Source organism: Paraflavitalea speifideaquila (genome assembly GCF_032395985.1).
Taxonomy (GTDB): Bacteria; Bacteroidota; Bacteroidia; order Chitinophagales; family Chitinophagaceae; genus Paraflavitalea; species Paraflavitalea speifideaquila.
Genome location: NZ_CP135920.1, coordinates 7,215,456 through 7,231,906, shown reverse-complemented (window position 1 = coordinate 7,231,906; position 16,451 = coordinate 7,215,456). Strand labels below are relative to the sequence as shown.

At 45.4% G+C, this 16,451-nt stretch carries 15 protein-coding genes and 3 pseudogenes; 8 read left to right on the top strand and 10 right to left on the bottom strand.

Features of this window, described 5'->3' with window-relative positions:
- Positions 1-87: 87 nt before the first annotated feature.
- From RS881_RS49660 to RS881_RS49620, 8 genes and pseudogenes are all read right to left on the bottom strand, one after another.
- Entirely contained in the window at positions 88-1,416 is a 1,329-nt protein-coding gene (locus RS881_RS49660; protein WP_315817602.1) for an HAD-IB family phosphatase, read from the bottom strand.
- Between the two features lie 492 nt (positions 1,417-1,908).
- Positions 1,909-2,277 (bottom strand): RNA-binding regulator, encoded by a 369-nt coding sequence (gene rbp / locus RS881_RS49655; RefSeq protein WP_315817601.1) that lies wholly within the window; start codon positions 2,275-2,277, stop codon positions 1,909-1,911.
- Between the two features lie 316 nt (positions 2,278-2,593).
- Positions 2,594-3,645, bottom strand: a pseudogene (locus RS881_RS49645) (L,D-transpeptidase family protein).
- Positions 3,646-3,656: 11 nt separating this feature from the next.
- Positions 3,657-3,926 carry a L,D-transpeptidase scaffold domain-containing protein gene (locus RS881_RS49640; RefSeq protein WP_425476408.1) on the bottom strand — a complete coding sequence of 90 codons (270 nt, stop codon included), beginning with the start codon at positions 3,924-3,926 and terminating at the stop codon, positions 3,657-3,659.
- A 522-nt stretch (positions 3,927-4,448) separates the two neighbouring features.
- Entirely contained in the window at positions 4,449-4,895 is a 447-nt protein-coding gene (gene rplI / locus RS881_RS49635; protein WP_315817598.1) for a 50S ribosomal protein L9, read from the bottom strand.
- 89 nt (positions 4,896-4,984) lie between these two features.
- Positions 4,985-5,250, bottom strand: a pseudogene (gene rpsR / locus RS881_RS49630) (30S ribosomal protein S18).
- A gap of 3 nt (positions 5,251-5,253) precedes the next feature.
- Positions 5,254-5,436 (bottom strand): hypothetical protein, encoded by a 183-nt coding sequence (locus RS881_RS49625; protein WP_315817597.1) that lies wholly within the window; start codon positions 5,434-5,436, stop codon positions 5,254-5,256.
- Positions 5,385-5,498: a hypothetical protein gene (locus RS881_RS49620; protein ID WP_315817596.1), complete on the bottom strand. Its 114-nt coding sequence runs from the start codon at positions 5,496-5,498 to the stop codon at positions 5,385-5,387. Before RS881_RS49620 ends, RS881_RS49625 begins: the two co-directional genes overlap by 52 nt.
- A gap of 621 nt (positions 5,499-6,119) precedes the next feature.
- Here RS881_RS49620 and RS881_RS49615 point away from each other — a divergent pair.
- From RS881_RS49615 to RS881_RS61055, 8 genes and pseudogenes are all read left to right on the top strand, one after another.
- Entirely contained in the window at positions 6,120-6,752 is a 633-nt protein-coding gene (locus RS881_RS49615; RefSeq protein ID WP_315817595.1) for a M48 family metalloprotease, read from the top strand.
- Positions 6,716-7,444, top strand: coding sequence for a hypothetical protein (locus RS881_RS49610; RefSeq protein ID WP_315817594.1), 729 nt, complete (start codon positions 6,716-6,718; stop codon positions 7,442-7,444). Before RS881_RS49615 ends, RS881_RS49610 begins: the two co-directional genes overlap by 37 nt.
- Before the next feature lie 29 nt (positions 7,445-7,473).
- Positions 7,474-7,962, top strand: coding sequence for a DUF6770 family protein (locus RS881_RS49605; protein ID WP_315817593.1), 489 nt, complete (start codon positions 7,474-7,476; stop codon positions 7,960-7,962).
- Positions 7,908-9,062, top strand: a complete 1,155-nt coding sequence (locus RS881_RS49600) for a hypothetical protein (RefSeq protein ID WP_315817592.1) — start codon at positions 7,908-7,910, stop codon at positions 9,060-9,062. Before RS881_RS49605 ends, RS881_RS49600 begins: the two co-directional genes overlap by 55 nt.
- A 16-nt stretch (positions 9,063-9,078) precedes the next feature.
- A complete protein-coding gene (locus RS881_RS49595) occupies positions 9,079-9,582 on the top strand; it encodes a glycoside hydrolase family 78 protein (RefSeq protein WP_315817591.1) in 504 nt (167 codons plus the stop codon).
- A gap of 23 nt (positions 9,583-9,605) precedes the next feature.
- A complete protein-coding gene (locus RS881_RS49590) occupies positions 9,606-9,800 on the top strand; it encodes an alpha-L-rhamnosidase N-terminal domain-containing protein (protein ID WP_315817590.1) in 195 nt (64 codons plus the stop codon).
- Positions 9,755-11,381 (top strand): annotated as a pseudogene (locus RS881_RS49585) (family 78 glycoside hydrolase catalytic domain); the annotation flags it as partial. The gene RS881_RS49590 and the pseudogene RS881_RS49585, both read left to right, overlap by 46 nt.
- A gap of 24 nt (positions 11,382-11,405) precedes the next feature.
- Complete coding sequence (locus tag RS881_RS61055) at positions 11,406-11,786, top strand: alpha-L-rhamnosidase C-terminal domain-containing protein (RefSeq protein ID WP_350340339.1); 381 nt, start codon at positions 11,406-11,408, stop codon at positions 11,784-11,786.
- Between the two features lie 357 nt (positions 11,787-12,143).
- Here the strand turns inward: RS881_RS61055 and RS881_RS49570 are convergent, their stop codons facing one another.
- Both RS881_RS49570 and RS881_RS49565 read right to left on the bottom strand, forming a co-directional pair.
- The gene (locus RS881_RS49570; protein WP_315817588.1) at positions 12,144-13,151 is read right to left on the bottom strand and encodes a T9SS type A sorting domain-containing protein; all 1,008 of its coding nucleotides are present in this window, start codon (positions 13,149-13,151) and stop codon (positions 12,144-12,146) included.
- Entirely contained in the window at positions 13,094-16,429 is a 3,336-nt protein-coding gene (locus tag RS881_RS49565; protein ID WP_315817587.1) for a hypothetical protein, read from the bottom strand. The genes RS881_RS49570 and RS881_RS49565 overlap by 58 nt, the downstream gene beginning before the upstream one ends.
- Positions 16,430-16,451: the final 22 nt, after the last annotated feature.

Genomic DNA, 16,451 nt, shown 5'->3' with positions numbered 1-16,451 from the left:
CGCGGCTTTTTAAAGGTTTACAAATTGAGTGATTGTTGTTTTAAGCGAGAGACAGCAAGGGTTCAAAGCTGTTTTCCCGGATATTTTTCAATGCGATCGATTCAAGTAGTTCATCTTTGGTACAAAAGCAACGCCTTTACCGGCATGGCCCACCATGCAACGGTCATCACGGCTATCGCCTACGGCCATACAGTTCTTCAACTGAACGCTGTATTTTTCACTGGCATATTGCAAGGCATTGGTTTTGCAAAAAGAGTGGCCACATATACTGTCGGGTGAACCAAAGAAATAGTAGGGCAGGTTTACTTCGCCAGTGGCTTTCCCTTCAAAGAATTCGAGCTGGTTGGCATAGGAGAAATCAGCATCTATCTGCTGACGCACATAATTGGTAATAAGGGTATAGCTATTGCTGATAATGCCTATGATATACCCTTTCTCCTTGAGTTGCTTTACTACTTCTTTAATGTCTGGTACCATGTTTATTTTACTGGCCACATTGAGCATATCATCCATGGTACGACCTTTGAGCAGCATACCAATTCGTTTGGTAAGGATAATAGAATCCTTCTCCTGTGCCCGCAGGTCTTCCAGTTTTCCGGTGAATCCAAATTCTTTTGCAAAGGCGTCAATAGTCCGGCCCATGAGGATGGTATCATCCATATCGAATACCACCATTTTGTGAAAGCCGCTCAACTTTTCACGCAAGGTTTTATTCATTTCCCGGTTGATGGTTTCCAGTGAATGGATCTCTTCTTCGCTGATATCTTCGGGATGTTGGCGTTGTGCCTTGCTGATGATGGCACGAGACACCTCTTTACTCATTTTGCCCAGGGCTTGCCAGGGTTTACTTTTGTTCTCTATATAACCAATATTCACTTCTTTGATACGGGCTTTCATCAGGTACATGTCGATCAGGATCCCTATATCCACTCCATAATCGTTGAAGAAATCGATCTTTTTAAAATAGGATCTCTTACCGGCAATCATTCCGCTTAATGGTTGTGTGAAGGAGGAAAGGCCCGGATAGAATATATTCAGCAAGGGTTTTGCTACCAATTCGGTTACCCGGCCAGCGTTGCGGGCAAAGCTGCCTTTTACGAAATCTGCTTCATCATTGATGAGGGGCTCTGACAAGCCTGTAATGGTGCCATCGGGATAGGGATCAATATCTCCATCAAGAAAGAGGATGATCTCGTTGGTTGCCTGTTGAATGCCATCCTTCATGGAAATACCTTTGCCTCGTACCTGGCTGGTAATTACTTTAGCGCCTGCAGCTATTGCTACTTGTGCGGTTGCATCTTCTGACTTATCATCTACTACAATAACTTCCGTTACCTGTGGATGCTGGCGACAAAAGGCAACAACACGGGCAATGGTTTGCTCTTCATTTAAAACGGGAATAATAACAGTTAGCACAAGTACCTCCTTTTGTAAATTCTACGATTATGATTGGTATAAACTGCAGCTTTTGTTCCACAAAAGCCTGTTGTTTCCAAGGTCAGGTTTATATTGACAAAAGCCATGCCTTGTCTATGGTCATTAGATTAAATTTCTGTGTTCGCAATAGGAAGCCAATGACTTAATTCAATCAGCTTTCAACGGGTGAATAATATCGGCTTTGCACCTTCAGGGAGCATTAAAACGATATTAAAAGGCAATTAAGATGAGGAGGGGGAAAGGCGGGAGGTAAGTGGCTAGGGTGAATGGCCCCAACCTACGATTGGAGGTGTTTGTTTTGAAGGGATGGGGAGGTGAGTGTTCAGTTGTGAGTAGCGCGGGGAATGGGAGGCCTGGCAGAGGGGAGGATATTGTGGAGATGACTGGGTATTGGGAATGAGTGTTCTATAAAGTAAAAAATCCTTCTGAGTGATCAGAAGGATTTAGTGTATACAAAGAGATCAAATTTGATTAATAATCCCTGTTGTAACCGCCGCCGCCGCCGCCGCGATTGAAGCCACCTTTTTTGTAGCCGCCGCCGCCGGAACCACCGCCGCCGAAGCTTCTTTTCTTGAAGCCGCCACCGCCGCCACCCTGAGGTTTAGGCTGTGCTTCGTTAACGATGATCTTTCTGCCGAGTACTTCTGATTCGTACAGGCTGCTCAATGCATTTTGAGCTTCGCCATCTTCGGGCATTTCTACGAAACCGAAGCCTTTGCTACGGCCGCTTACTTTGTCCTTAACGATTTTTGCAGAAGTAACAGAACCATATTGTTCAAATAAGGTTCTCAGATCCTCGTCGGTCATTTGCCAGGAGAGGTTCCCTACGTAAATGTTCATTGTAACTAAAATTTTTAAAGTGCTGAAAAAAAACCGATAATGACAATAGTTACTGCAATGAACTGAGGAAACCAGGATATTAGGTAAGACACTTCAGAACACGAGAACTAAGTACATTAATCAACTGTGAAGATAGTGAAATAATTATGTAAACAACAAAATTATTCCGCTGACCCTTTACTGGGGCGGATTTGGGAGGTTTTGCAGATTTAAAACGTTGTAAACCTGTGTAAATTGTCTGATGGAGACATACCATGAATAATCTTCTTTAAGATTCGTTTGCAATGCCTTTCCAACCTGATCTGACGGAAGCATTTTATTGCAATATTGTTTTCCCCAGCCTGCCATCCCGGTTGTATACATCCTGCCTGAAATTCAGCTTGCCATCTGATGTTACAAAGGCTGTAAAATAGCCAATGAATACAGGAACAGGCTGTTTAAGTGTGACATATTGTTCTTTGCCGGCATTCATGGCCTGGGTGATTTTGTCACTGGTCCATTCTGGCTGATTCCTGAGCAGGTATTCGGCTAGTTTTTTAGGTTCGGCCAGTCGGATACAGCCATGGCTGAAAGCACGATTTTCGCGTCCAAAAAGGCTTTTTGAAGGGGTATCATGCAGGTAGATATTGTAGCTATTGGGAAAAGGAATTTTACCTGTCCAAGTGAGTTACCGGGACCGGGCTTTTGCCGGTAGGTATTGCCTACTTTTTCCATCCGGTGGCGGGCCAGGTAATTGGGATTGCGGCGGATACCGGGTAAAACTTCATTTTTCAGGATGCCGGGAGGGATGTTCCAGTAAGGGCTGAATACTACGTATTTCATTTCGCCATAAAAGATAACGGTTTTGTGTACAGCTTGCCCCACTACAACGTTCATACTCCACAATGCCGAGTCTTTATTGAAAACATACAATTTGTAATCGGGGATATTGATGGCAAGGTATTCGCCCATGGGCCGTGCAGGCACCCAGCGGCAACGTTCCATATTCACAATAATTTGTTCAATGCGTTGGTTTACAGGGACGTTCATTTCGTTGATCACTGCAGGGCCTATTACAGCATCCTCATTCATGCCGAAACGCCGCTGAAATGTTTTGATGCCTCGCGTAAGCGCTGTGTCGAAATGATTGCTGCCATCATCGGCCTGCAGGTCGCCGGTAATGCGCAGGTATTGCCGTATCTGTTTGATGGCCGCTCCTGAATCACCCGCCTGGTATTTTTTCTTATCGGCCTTGATGGCTGGCCACCCGCCTTGCGTGGCTATATTCCGGTATTCTTTGAGCTGATCCTTTAGTTTGTAGTACTGATAATACAAAGGTTCATCGGCCAGGAAGGAATCGGTAGGTGATTGCAGTAAGGAGTCGAGCATGGCATTCTGTGCTATTTTTTACGGGGCAGGAACCAATCCAGGGCCTTGGTTTCTTTTTCGGGTATACCCTGCCATACATGGCGGGCGTAATAGAAATACTGCGCCGTAAGCATGAGTTCTGTATTCACATCAACAGAAGGTGCGGTGGTCTTGTCATTGGTTTTGTATTGTTCATCTGCTACCAAGGTATCAAAAGCGCCTTTGTACAGTACTTTCTGGGGTATGCCTTCATCGCTGATGTTTTCTACTCTATTCAACAGGTTGCCTGCCTGCTCAATAATGCCCAGGCTATCGAACCAGGCATAGGTATAACCGCGGCCGCTATAGAATTGCTGTATTTCCTTGCTATAGTCTTTAATTAGGGATATGCCGCGAGGAATTGAACGATCTGTGTACTGTCAAAACGAAGTGATCGTTGCGTACTGAAATTACCAGGTATGGAAGGATCAATATTACTTTTTAAGGGGAGGGTATCTTTTGCTGTTCTTACATAGGGCTTTTTTGAGCATCCTGGCAAGCAACAAGGCATACCAAGGTCAGGTACAGAATGTAGAAAATACGCATTGTGAAGGATTGTAATATAAATATACGGGAAGCTTGGAGAATTCTGAAGTCAGAATTTGGAATACAGCATTCAGAATATAGAATACAGAAGGGAGGGTTGTAAGTGGATAGGTTGATGAGTTGACAGAGGAGGGAGGGGGAAGGGTTGACAAGTTGAGAAGTTTAAATGCAGACAAGGGGCGGAAAATAAAAGACCTTCCCGGCGGGGAAGGTCTTTTAATGATTTGTATCAGACGAGCTTACTCGGCTACCACTTCAAATTCAACTTCAGTACTGTTGCCATTACCGAAATCAATAGTTGCCTTGTAATTACCCAGTTCTTTTACTTCATCCACGATAGAGATCTTCTTGCGGTCGATCTCATATCCTTTTTGCTCACGGATAGCGCGGCTGATCTGTAAAGAGGTAACGCTACCGAAGATCTTGCCACTGGTACCGGTTTTAGCACCGAGTTTCAGCACTCCATCTTTCAGTTTAGCGATTACCGCATTTACTTCTTTCAACATCGCTTCTTCCTTTTTGCGGATCTGCTTCATCCTTTCTTCCAGTTGTTTCAGGTTGGAAGGATTGGCTTCTACTGCAAATTTTTGAGGGATGAGGTAGTTACGGGCATAACCATTGCGCACTTTCACTACTTCGTGAGCGCCGCCCAGGTTATCTACGTCCTTTATCAGGATGATGTCCATGATGTTTTTTTGTTCACCGTTTCCCAATCTATCCCGACTTATGGGAGGGGATGACTGTCTACCCGTTCATCACGGGATTAGGGTGAGGTTTACTTTAATAGATCCGTTACATAAGGCAGTAATGCCATCTGGCGGGCTTTCTTAACTGCCTGCGCTACTTTACGTTGGTACTTCAGAGAGTTACCGGTAATGCGGCGGGGAGCATCTTGCCCTGATCGTTCAGGAATTTCTTCAGAAATTCACCGTCTTTGTAATCAATGTACTTGATACCATATTTCTTGAAACGGCAGAATTTCTTCCGGGGTTTCTCGGTTTTAATGGCGGTCAGGTACTTAATTTCATTTGCTTTTGCCATGTGTTATCCCTCCACTGCTTTTTCGACTCCTGTAGGTACACCACTTCTCTTTCTTCCATTGTACTCGACGGCGTATTTATCGAGTGCAGTGAACATGTGACGGAGCACATTCTCGTCACGAAGCAATTGAATTTTCAATTGCTCATTGAAGGTGGATGGCGCATTGTATTCCAGTACCCAGTACAAACCAGTGGTTTTTTCTGGATGGGATACGCCAGTGATTTCAGACCCCAGGGATTGGTGTGCACAATTTGACCGCCATTATCAGTAATGAAGGCAGTAAATTTTTCTGGGCGGCTTTGAAGTCGTCCTCAGAGAGCACAGGGGTAAAAATCACCATCAATTCGTAATTGTTCATGATCCCTGTTTAATTGTTTAGAAAAAAATTGATTAAATCCCCGTTGCTACTAAATTTCAGCCAAAGGACTGGGATTTTTTTGCTAAGGGGCTGCAAAGATACAATGTTACAGGGACCTGGCAAAGGGGATGGCGGAAAGTTTTAGAATCAGGGGGAACTTTTTGGTAACTGATAGTCAGTTGTTTATCTTGCACTCTCAGCAAAAGTAGGGTTTTGCTGCCAGGTCCAAGCGATTTTAAAGCCACTCAACCGGTAGGCTAAGGTGTTTAAATAAAATCCAAACTCTTGTGCTGGACTGACTTATAAAGGCACCCGCTATAATAATTGAAACAACAAATTAAACTGAACTTTCGTTTATCCCTATACCTATTACCCCCTATTTATGCAACTTCAGCGAGCTTACTTATTCTTTTTCTGCATCCTGGTATGTACAGGATCGATTGCGCAGGATAAAAGCCTGTATAGTTATCAGGAATTATCAAAAATATTTTATGAAAAGCAGAAAGATTCCTTGAAAAAGGCTTGGGTTTGTCCTGTTCTCTACAAAGAGAAAGAAACCCAAAAGAAGTATAAAGAAATTTGGGATTCACGGAGCAGTTTTTTGACTGATGCTATCGAAAGCAACAGCTATGTGCATGATAAAGAGGTTTTTAGTTATGTCTATGGCATTGTTAGCCAAATTGCGAACGCAAATAGGGACCGGGTACCCGTGGCTCCCTTTATATTGTTGGACAGGAGTAGTTCAGTGAATGCTTATGCACTTGGCAATAATATCCTTGCCCTGAACCTTGGGTTAATTACTTTTTCTCAGTCGAGAGAGGAGCTGGCACTGGTATTGGCACATGAGATGTCGCACAACATTCTTGCGCATCCCGAGAATGCCATGAAACAGCGGGCCGAGTTGCTTACCTCGGAAGAATATAAAAATTCTTTGAACGCCGTATTGGATTCTAAATATGAGCGTCTTACCCGTTTGAAAAAGATACTGGCGAATTATTCATTCAGCCGAAGCAAGCACCAACGGTACCATGAAAGTGATGCCGATTCTTTGGCCATTATTTTATTGAAGAAGGCTGAAATTTCATTTACAGCAACCTATTTTTGCGGTTGGATAGTGCCGACATACAATACAGGCAGCCATTGAAAGCGCCTGTTAAGGAGTATTTTACAGCTTATAATCTTCCTTTTGAAGATGGATGGTCACAAAAGCGATCAAAGGGGTTATCTACCCGGAACTATAACTTCAGGGATACTTCAACCCTGCAGGACTCTTTAAAAACCCACCCTGATTGTGAAGAAAGGTATCATAAAACGAAGGGTTTTACGGACGTGAAATCAATTATTACACCTATTCCGGCTGCTATCAGGGAAAGGACTAATAAGATAGTGCTGTGGAATTTATACAACAACATGAATCTTACCACCTGTTTGTACCGGATTATGCTGGAAAAGGATAAAGGCAATAAAGATGAGTGGTATGATTTTATGGTATACAATATATGTTCGGGACTGTTTTATGCTGACAGGGAATTGATGCGGTTCAATGCCATTGGTGTAATCCCCAAGGAATACGTATCAAAGGAGTATTATGAATTGCAAACAACTCTTGAACAGATACCACGGGAAAGTCTTGAGGGATATTGTAAATCATTTCAAAATGCCCATTTTTGGAAGAACATGCCGCCAGCCGAAAAATCTTTCAAGAGGTTGATGTATGCGCTGGCGCTGGATGCCGATAATTCAGATAAGCATAAAGCTTTAATTGCAAAAGAGTTTACTGTAGATAACTCCACCAGTTTGTATCGTGAATTTGCCAGAATGTTTGAAACCAAATAAATCAACTCTCCCCTTAAACATGGTCTGAAATGAAAAAAGTAATGTTACTAATGCTAACGTTTTCGTTGGCTCGTTTGTGTTCTACTGCTCAATCGAAAGTATTTAAAGAAGTAAGTGATGAGATATCCTCACAGGTAGGGCCTATTACACAGGATGGCGCCCTGGTAGGTTACCTTGTATTTACACGGCTTGAAAAAGTGAGTGAAGATTCTTTTAATTACCGGGTAACGATCTTGGATGAAAATCTGAATGATATCGGTTCTGTGAATTTTAAAGACGAAAGTATCTATCTGCAGTGCGTAGCTTTTGAACAGGATGTTCTTTGCCTGGCCTATTTCAAATCCCGTTTTTATGGAAAGGCCTTTGCCAACAAGAAAGAATTCAATGCGGCACAGCCGGGATTCAAGCATGCTGTTATGCTCCAGTTTTTGGGACTGAATGGGAAAATACTAAAGACAAATTTTTGCCTATTAAACTGGAGATGGAATCCTTTCCTACCGGAAAACACAGGGAAGTAAAAGCTTATGGAAAGTTGAAGAATGATATTCAACTTATCAATGTGCCGCAATATGGTTTTGCCTGTTTCTTTGGCGGTGAAGATAAAAAAGAGCTTTCTGTTTTTACACCTGACGGAGTGCGCTTATGGCAAAAGCAGGTTAAAGAGGAACCCGCCGGCTATTTTTTGGCTTCTGGCAAGGATCTGTATATGGTGATGAGAAGTAAAGACAATTCAGCATCTGTTGATTATGAGGTTCATAGTTTTGGCGTACCAGATAGTGTTGTTTATCCGAAATATCCGGTGAAAGATAAGAAAGGACACAGATTGGGTGTTCTTGCTTTTGAAAATAATCCTGCTACCGGAAAGCCTTATATCAGCGGTTATATAAAATCGAATCGTAGTAGTGCACATGGGGCCTCTCCCAAAGGTATTGCCAAAGGGTATTATGCAGGCATCTATAACTGCAGCATCGATGGTCATGATAAAAAAGATATCAAGGAAACGTTTTCTTACTGGGATGATGAGTCCAACCCATCTATTTCGGCTAAAGGTTATTACAGGGACAAGAAAGTGTATGCCGACCTGATGACCTCTTTCAAGGATTATGCGGGCAACACCTATTTTGTAGGCAACTCTTTTGTAAAGCGGGCCAGAATAGGAACCATTTTTTTTTCTTTAATTACGGCTCCGCTGATCACCCCACCAATATTTATCCTTGCGTTGGGTGGTACGTCGAAGGCTAAATTGAAAGATCCTATTTTACTCAAACAGGATGCAAAGGGTGTATTAACTTATGAAACGCCTGTGGAAAGTAAAAAGGGAGCCTTTCGCAGGTCGGCCTTTCCGCTGAGTTTGAGTGGATACAGGGCGTTTTCAACCGTATTGAATACCAATTCAAAAACCCATTACCTGATTGTTGATGATGGCGAAAATTCAAGTATTTATAATGTGAATAGTAAAAAAGTTGTTCGCAAAGTACCAGCAAAGGATGGCAATGCTACAAGGAAGATATTGCCCGCCAAAGAAGGATATATTATGGTTTCTGAGTACAATAAAAGGAAAAATTTACCCGGGTTTCTATTGAAGCTATATAGACAGGAACTGAAGGCCACTTCCTAAATTATACCCTAATCAAATGGTTGTTTTCCGAAATAATCTGATATGTATCCTGGGGGCATTGTTGTTGCTCTATACTGCCCATGCATATACGCCTGCCAAACCGGCCGGTCTGAAATGCGAGTACCTGGTCAATCCCATCGGGATTGACGCAGCACAACCGCGTTTTTCCTGGCGCCTGATGGATGAAAGAACCGGGGCGCGACAAACAGCTTTCCAGATTTATGTTTCTACCTATTCAGCAGATATGAAGAAGGGGATGGTTTGGCAATCGGCCAAAATGAATGGACCTGCCAGTTTGATCATTTATGCAGGCAAGGCCTTACAACCTTTTACCCGCTATTTCTGGCGGGTGGATATTTGGGATAAGGATGGTATTAAGTCCGGCTCCTCTATCGGGAGTTTTGAAATGGGTATGATGGATAAACGTAACTGGAAGGGGGCCTGGATCTGTGATGTAAACGATGTAACTGTAAAACCTGCCGGTCAGTTCAGGAAAGTGTTTGAAGCGGCTAAAAGATAAAGCTGGCAAGAGCCTATATCGCAGTGGCTGGATTGTACGAATTATATATCAATGGGCAACGGATCGGTAATCAACGACTGGATCCTATGTATACGCGATTTGACCGGCGCACTTTGTATGTAACGCATGATGTAACGGCGCAACTGCAAAGGGGTAAAAATGCCATTGGGGTATTATTGGGGAATGGCTGGTACAATCACCAGTCGACCGCTGTCTGAATTTTCACAAAGCGCCCTGGCGGGCAAGGCCGGCTTTTTGCCTGGACTTACAGATTACCTATGAAGATGGGTCCATGGAAACGATTACTTCGGGCAAGGATTGGAAAACGGCGCTAGGACCTGTTGTTTTTAATAGTATTTATACAGCGGAGCATTATGATGCCCGCCTCGAACAAGCTGGTTGGAATACAGCAAGTTTTGATGATAGTAAATGGAATGCTGTTGTGTATCGTGCTGCTCCTTCCAACAATATAGTAGCGCAGGCCATGCATCCTATTCGGGCGGTAGAAGAGATCGCTCCGCAATCGGTGAACCGGATCAGTGATACGGTTTATGTGTTTGACCTGGGCCGGAATATTTCGGGCGTGAGCCGGCTAAAAGTGAGCGGGGAAGCCGGCACCATTCTCCGGCTGAAACATGCAGAACAATTGTATCCCAATGGCCGGGCCGATCTCTCTAATATAGATGTACATTATCGCCCTAGTGATGATAAAGATCCTTTTCAAACTGATATTTTCATCCTGGCTGGCAAAGGGGAGGAGAGTTTTAGGCCCCGTTTTAATTACAAAGGCTTCCAGTTTATAGAAGTGACCAGCAATAAACCGGTAACGCTTACGAAGGAAAGTCTTACGGGTTATTTCATGCACAGTCAGGTACCAGTGGCGGGCCAGATCAAATCATCAAACAACACGATCAATAAAATCTGGTGGGCTACCAATAATGCCTACCTGTCGAACCTGTTTGGTTATCCTACAGATTGTCCGCAGCGGGAGAAAAATGGCTGGACAGGTGATGCACAGATCGCCATTGAGACGGGCCTGTATGGGTTTGATGGGATCACGGTGTATGAGAAATGGCTGGCCGATCACCGTGATGAGCAGCAGCCCAATGGGGTATTACCTTCCATTATTCCTACGGGCGGCTGGGGCTATGAGTGGGGCAATGGTCCTGACTGGACCAGTACGATTGCCATCATACCCTGGAATATTTATTTGTTCTATGGCGATAAAAATTACTGGCCGATTGTTATGACAACATCAAACTGTATGTAGATCATATCAATGAATTGTATCCTTCGGGCCTTACTACCTGGGGCCTGGGCGATTGGGTGCCGGTGAAATCAAAGAGTCCGGTGGAATTTACATCTACCGCTTATTATTTTACCGATGCTACTATCCTGGCCAAGGCAGCAAAACTATTGGGTAAGGAAGCGGACTATAAAAATATAGTGTCCTGGCAGCTAAAATAAGGGATGCCTTTAATGGGAAATACTTCAATAAAGAAAAGTTTACCTATGGCTCAGGATTACAAACGGAACTGAGTGTGGCTTTGTATTGGGGACTAGTGCCGGTTGAGCATAAAAGTAAAGTAGCGGAAACGCTTGCCAAAAGGGTAGAGCAGGATAATTTCCACCTGGATGTGGGATTGCTGGGAACAAAAGCGATCCTCAATGCTTTGAGTGAAAACGGCTATGCGGACGTTGCTTATAAACTGGCTGCACAGGAAACATTCCCTTCCTGGGGCTGGTGGATTGTGAATGGCGCTACTACGTTGTATGAGAACTGGGACATCAATGCCAAGTCAGATCTTTCGCGTAACCATATCATGTTTGGTGAAATTGGAGGGTGGTTATACAAAGGTATTGGCGGCATTAAGCCCGATGAAAAAGAGGCTGGATTTAAAAATGTGATACTGGAACCTCATTTTGTCGAAGGGCTGGAGCAGTTTGAAGCGGTACACGAAGGCCCTTATGGAAATATCATCGCTGCCTGGGAAAAAAATGCGGGTTTGATCAGCTGGTCGGTTACGGTTCCTGCCAATTCAACGGCTACCATCCTGCTGCCGGTCACTGATGGTCAGCATTTGTATGAGCATGGCAAGCTAGTGACCGGTAATGAGGGCGCGATACGTGCTGCAGATAAATATATGCCAGGTAAACAAGTGTATCAGGTGGTGGCGGGGACTTATCATTTTGAGATCAGGTAGCGGTGAGATACACGCCGGATCCATGTGGAATAGCCTAAATAGCCTCTTTTAATTGCACTGGGATCCACGCCGAATTGCACTGGCCCTCTATAGTGGAGTGCTAGTTGTAGAGCATCCCAGTGCAATTCCCAGGCCCTTTTAGGCGTATAAGCTAGTACTAGCCTAGGTTTCAGCTTGTACCAATCACCCAATTTAATACAATAAAGGCTGGCTACCTGGCTGTAGTGGGAAGCACCATTTTGCCTTATTCCCCGATAAGTTATTGGTTATGAATATAATACGGCTAAGTCTGAATGTAAATGGCCGGTAGCGGATTCCGCTACCGGCCATTCTTATTGAGGGTAATCGGGGAGATATCTATTTTACCATGACCTTCTCCGTTCTTGTGCCACCGGTACCGGTGATTTTCAATAGGTACATGCCGCCAGGCAGTTGGCTTACCGGAAGCTGAATGACCTGGTTGGACGAGGCTTGCAGATTACGCTGTTGCAGCAAACGTCCGTTGAGGTCGGTAAGTTGAATAGCCAGGGGAGCATGATTGTTCTGGATATTTATGGTCAGGTACTGATAGGCCGGGTTGGGGCCGAATGAAATAGAGAAGCTCTTATTGATCGAAATTTTAACTATTGCAGAGGCTTTCTTCCTTTCATCCAGGTCAACCTGCTGCAGGCGATAGTAGGTATTGCCGTTGAGCGGTTGCTCATCGGTAAAGGAGTAGTTTACTACTTTATTGGAATAGCCTGTTGCATTCACTTTTCCGATCGGTTCAAAGCTGGTTCCATTTCCGCTTTTCTCTATGATAAACTCCTTGCTGTTGTTTTCCTGCGCCGTAGTCCAGGTAAGGTTTACCCGGTTGTTTACTTCGTCGTACTTAGCACGGAAGCTGGCAAGGGTAACGGGGAGCAGCATATCATTGCGCGTGTACCAAATGGGAGCCGTTACTGCTTTATTACCATCTTCCTGCGTAATCACTGCATAATAGTACCAGGTAGTGTTATTGGGCTGAGTGTTTTGCGGATCGCCACTGGTAAAGTTGATACTGGCCGTATTGGTATAGGTCTTAATAGCAGCAGCCGGTGTTGCCGAACCTACCTGACCACCCCATATTTCAATAGTCGTTACCAGTTCGGCATCGGGATCGGTTACGTTGATGGACAATCCAGGAACGCCGCTGTTCATCACCTGGCTTCCCATGGGGCGTGTATCATTTTTGAAATCGATCCGCACATTACAATCCTGTGAAGCGTAATAGCGCATGGAACGAATGGCTTCCATAACAGCTTCCCTGCTTTTGGCCGAACTGAGGACTACCATCCTGTTGGCATTGGCCGTACCAAAAGTGAGGTTATGGTTATCCTGGTCCATTTGAGGAGCCAGGTGATATCCTTTGAAAGCATGGTGCGGTAATAGCTTAAATAAGCCAGGCTCGACGGGAAATCATTGTAGGTAGTAGAGGTGGAGAACGCGGGACCGCTTTCAATGGCTGCTCCCACAATGACTGCATCTGCTGTTGCATTATAACCTGCTGCCAGGTCGCTATAGTCGGCTGTATTGGGATGGGCCAATGTAACAAAGGCGCCACTACGGCTATTAACAGTATTCCACAATGCGGCATAATCGTTCTTGGCCACAAAGAGGTCATAGTTACCCGATTCCCATCCTATAAGGTCGTCATCAAATCCGTACACCAGTACGTGACCACCATTTTTAATGACACCCCATTCCATACCCCAGAGGGTTACAATGCTATGTCCACCCGGACCTGCCACTCCATTCAACGAATTGGCTTCAGCAAAGCCCTGGGCATAGGTGGGATAGCTCATACCGGCACCTGCATGGTTGTGTTCTGATATGCCGAGGAAGTCCATGCACAGAGCATCCCGTGCAAAGGCAAAGTCTTCATCAGGTGTATTGGCCGTATTATCCTTATTGCCATCGGAATAAGATGAGTGAGCATGCAGGTTACCATACAAATACAAGTAACCGGTGGCCGGATCGAAAGGAATGGCAGTGATCTGCGTGCCATTTGAATAGCTACTTCCTTTGCGTGTAAAGGCCTTGAAATAATAGGTAGTGCCATTAGTAAGTCCTGTAACAACTACATTGGTTCCGGTGCCACGATATACTACTTGTTCCCCTCCAGCATAAGCCGGGTTGGCTGGCGCAGGATAAGTATCACCGGTGCCTATAATGGAGCTGGTGGATGCCACCACAATTACTTCATCATAGCAGGCGGCAGCAGGAAGTGTCCAGGAAACGGAGATCTGTGCATTGCCGACAGTTCCGGCAAGTGCAGTCACATTTTCCGGGTTGATGCAAAGGGTTGTGAAATTGCCGGTGAGCGCGGGTGATAGATAACACAGGTCTGCACTATTGTATTCGTATAATGAAAAATGATAGGTTGTATTCTGCGACAAGCTGGCATAGGAAAATGCAGCGGCAGGTCCGTTATAGATCACAAAATTGCCTGAACCTATTTCTGTACCAGCCGGGTAGACCAGGCTGTTATAGATGGCGCTATTGACTGGTTCTCCCTTTCGGGCTATCACCAGTACATTATCGCCGCTGCCCCTTGTCCAGGTAAGGTCGATGGTATTGCCTGTGATAGTGGGTGCTGCCAGTCCAGACACCTGCGTGGTTGGCGGTGTACAGGCTGGCGGCGCTGTAGTGGCAATGGTTCCTGTTAATGGGGCACTGGTATTATAACAGTTGGAGGCTGCAATGGTCGAGAATACGAAGAAATAATAAGTAGTAGAAGGTGTAAGCCCTGTAGCGGTAAAGGTGTTTCCGCTCAGCGATACTACATTGGCATTACCTATCACATCATCAATTGCATAAGCTGTTCCGCTGGAAGGCAATTCGGTTAGGGTGGGGGCAGTAGAAACCAATACCAGGTATGCATCAGCCGGAGTGGTTCCTGCTACAGCATTTGTAAAACTACCATTGATGGATTGCAGGGCGGGTGTAAGGTTGAGTATTGTAGGTTGATTAGTAGGCGGTGTACAGCCCAGTGTAATCGTAAAATCATCGATGCCAAGGCCATCTTCGGCGCCCGTTACGTCAAAATCTTGCCAGCGGATGCCAAAAACAGCACCATTGGGTATAGACAGCCCATTGATGATATAATTAATGGTTACACGATTGCCGGTTGCATTACCATCAAATGGCCCTACCGTACCGGATGCATTGGGAGCAATGAAATCCAGACCGTCAATATCTGCCCATGTTCCGGTAGTGAGACTGGTAGTTGCAGGGCTGAATTGAAAATCCATACGGTCATTCCTGTTAGCAGTACCCAGTCTCCATTGTTCCCCGGTATAGGTAATGCTAAGAGAAGTAACCGTAGCACCGGTATTGTTGGTGAACAAGGCGCCAATGACCGGCGTAAGGCTTCCTGATCGGAGGGCGCCAAATGCCCTGTCTGCATCGGAGCCTGTACCAAAGCTATAGGTGTTGCCGCTATTGGCAGCACCAGCGCTTGCGGCATAGGTGAGGTCGGCATTGCCGCCGCTTTCAATAAATGCCCAGCCTATAGGAGTGACACTCGATGTGCCGGTGGCAGCCAGTGTATTGAAATCTTGTCCATAGGAGCCGGTAAAATTGACGGTATTGATATCCTCGGAAGTGAGGTTAATGGAAGCGGTAGCGCTTGCAATGGTATAAGGGCTGGTAGCGCCGGTAAGGTTGATGGTTATGGTTTCGGGTACTTCTGCCAATGCATCATCTATTACATTAATAGACACCAGGGCCGAAAGTTGTCCGCCAGGTATGATTATATCGCCTGCTTCAGGATCCGAGAAATCGGCACCCAGGGTGGCTGTACTGCCGGTAAAGTTGTAACTAACGGTTATGTCTGTAGCCGATACGGATGAAAGGGTAACGGTAAAACTGCCATTGGTGGCAGGTTCTGCAGCATTGGTGGTAGAGGCTACAGAAACGGTGGTACCAGGGCCGCCTCCGGTGGTATAATTGATAGAGAAATCATCTACTGACAGGCCGTCATCGGCGCCCGAAGGGTTGAAGTCGTTCCAGCGGAAGTAGAAGGTGCTGCCGGCGGGAATGCTGAGGCCACTGATGGTAAAGGTGACGGCCGTGCGGTTGGCGGCATCATTACCATTCATGGAGCCGGTGGCGGTAACGTTGGGAGAAGAAAAATCCAGCTGGTTAACGTCGGTCCAGGTGCCTGTTGCCAGATCAGTGGCATTGAGGCTGTATTGAAAATCAAGCCTGTCTGCTCCCCGGCCGGTGGTGCCGCAGCGCCACTGCTCACCAGTATAGGATACCACAATGGATGAGATTGTGGCGCCAGTATTATTGGTAAAACCTACGCCAATGGTGGGAGTAAAAGTGCCGGATAATAAGCCGCCCAGCGCTCTTTCGGCAACGGATGCTGCGCCAAAACTGTACGTATCCCCGGCGGTTCCTCCGCCATTGCCGGCAGTATATTGTCCATTTACCGTGGCAGAGGTACCGGTTTCCAGGATCAACCAACCGGCAGGAAGGACATTGGAGGTACCTGTGATTGCCAGGGTATTAAAATCCTGGCTATAATTGCCATTGGGAGTGGTGAGTGATACTTGCGCCTGTATTTGGTTGATTGCCAGGCATAGCAGTATCATAATGAGATAGTAGCTTTGTCTCATGAAATTGTTTTTTGGTTATTGT

Bases quoted from the DNA above. Each gene is read 5' to 3' on its own strand.
- rbp (WP_315817601.1), bottom strand. From the start codon at position 2,277: ATGAACATTTACGTAGGGAACCTCTCCTGGCAAATGACCGACGAGGAT.
- RS881_RS49570 (WP_315817588.1), bottom strand. From the start codon at position 13,151: ATGGACCAGGATAACCATAACCTCACTTTTGGTACGGCCAATGCCAAC.
- RS881_RS49605 (WP_315817593.1), top strand. From the start codon at position 7,474: ATGAAAAAAGTAATGTTACTAATGCTAACGTTTTCGTTGGCTCGTTTG.
- rplI (WP_315817598.1), bottom strand. From the start codon at position 4,895: ATGGACATCATCCTGATAAAGGACGTAGATAACCTGGGCGGCGCTCAC.
- RS881_RS49565 (WP_315817587.1), bottom strand. From the start codon at position 16,429: ATGAGACAAAGCTACTATCTCATTATGATACTGCTATGCCTGGCAATC.
- RS881_RS61055 (WP_350340339.1), top strand. From the start codon at position 11,406: ATGTTTGGTGAAATTGGAGGGTGGTTATACAAAGGTATTGGCGGCATT.
- RS881_RS49595 (WP_315817591.1), top strand. From the start codon at position 9,079: ATGGTTGTTTTCCGAAATAATCTGATATGTATCCTGGGGGCATTGTTG.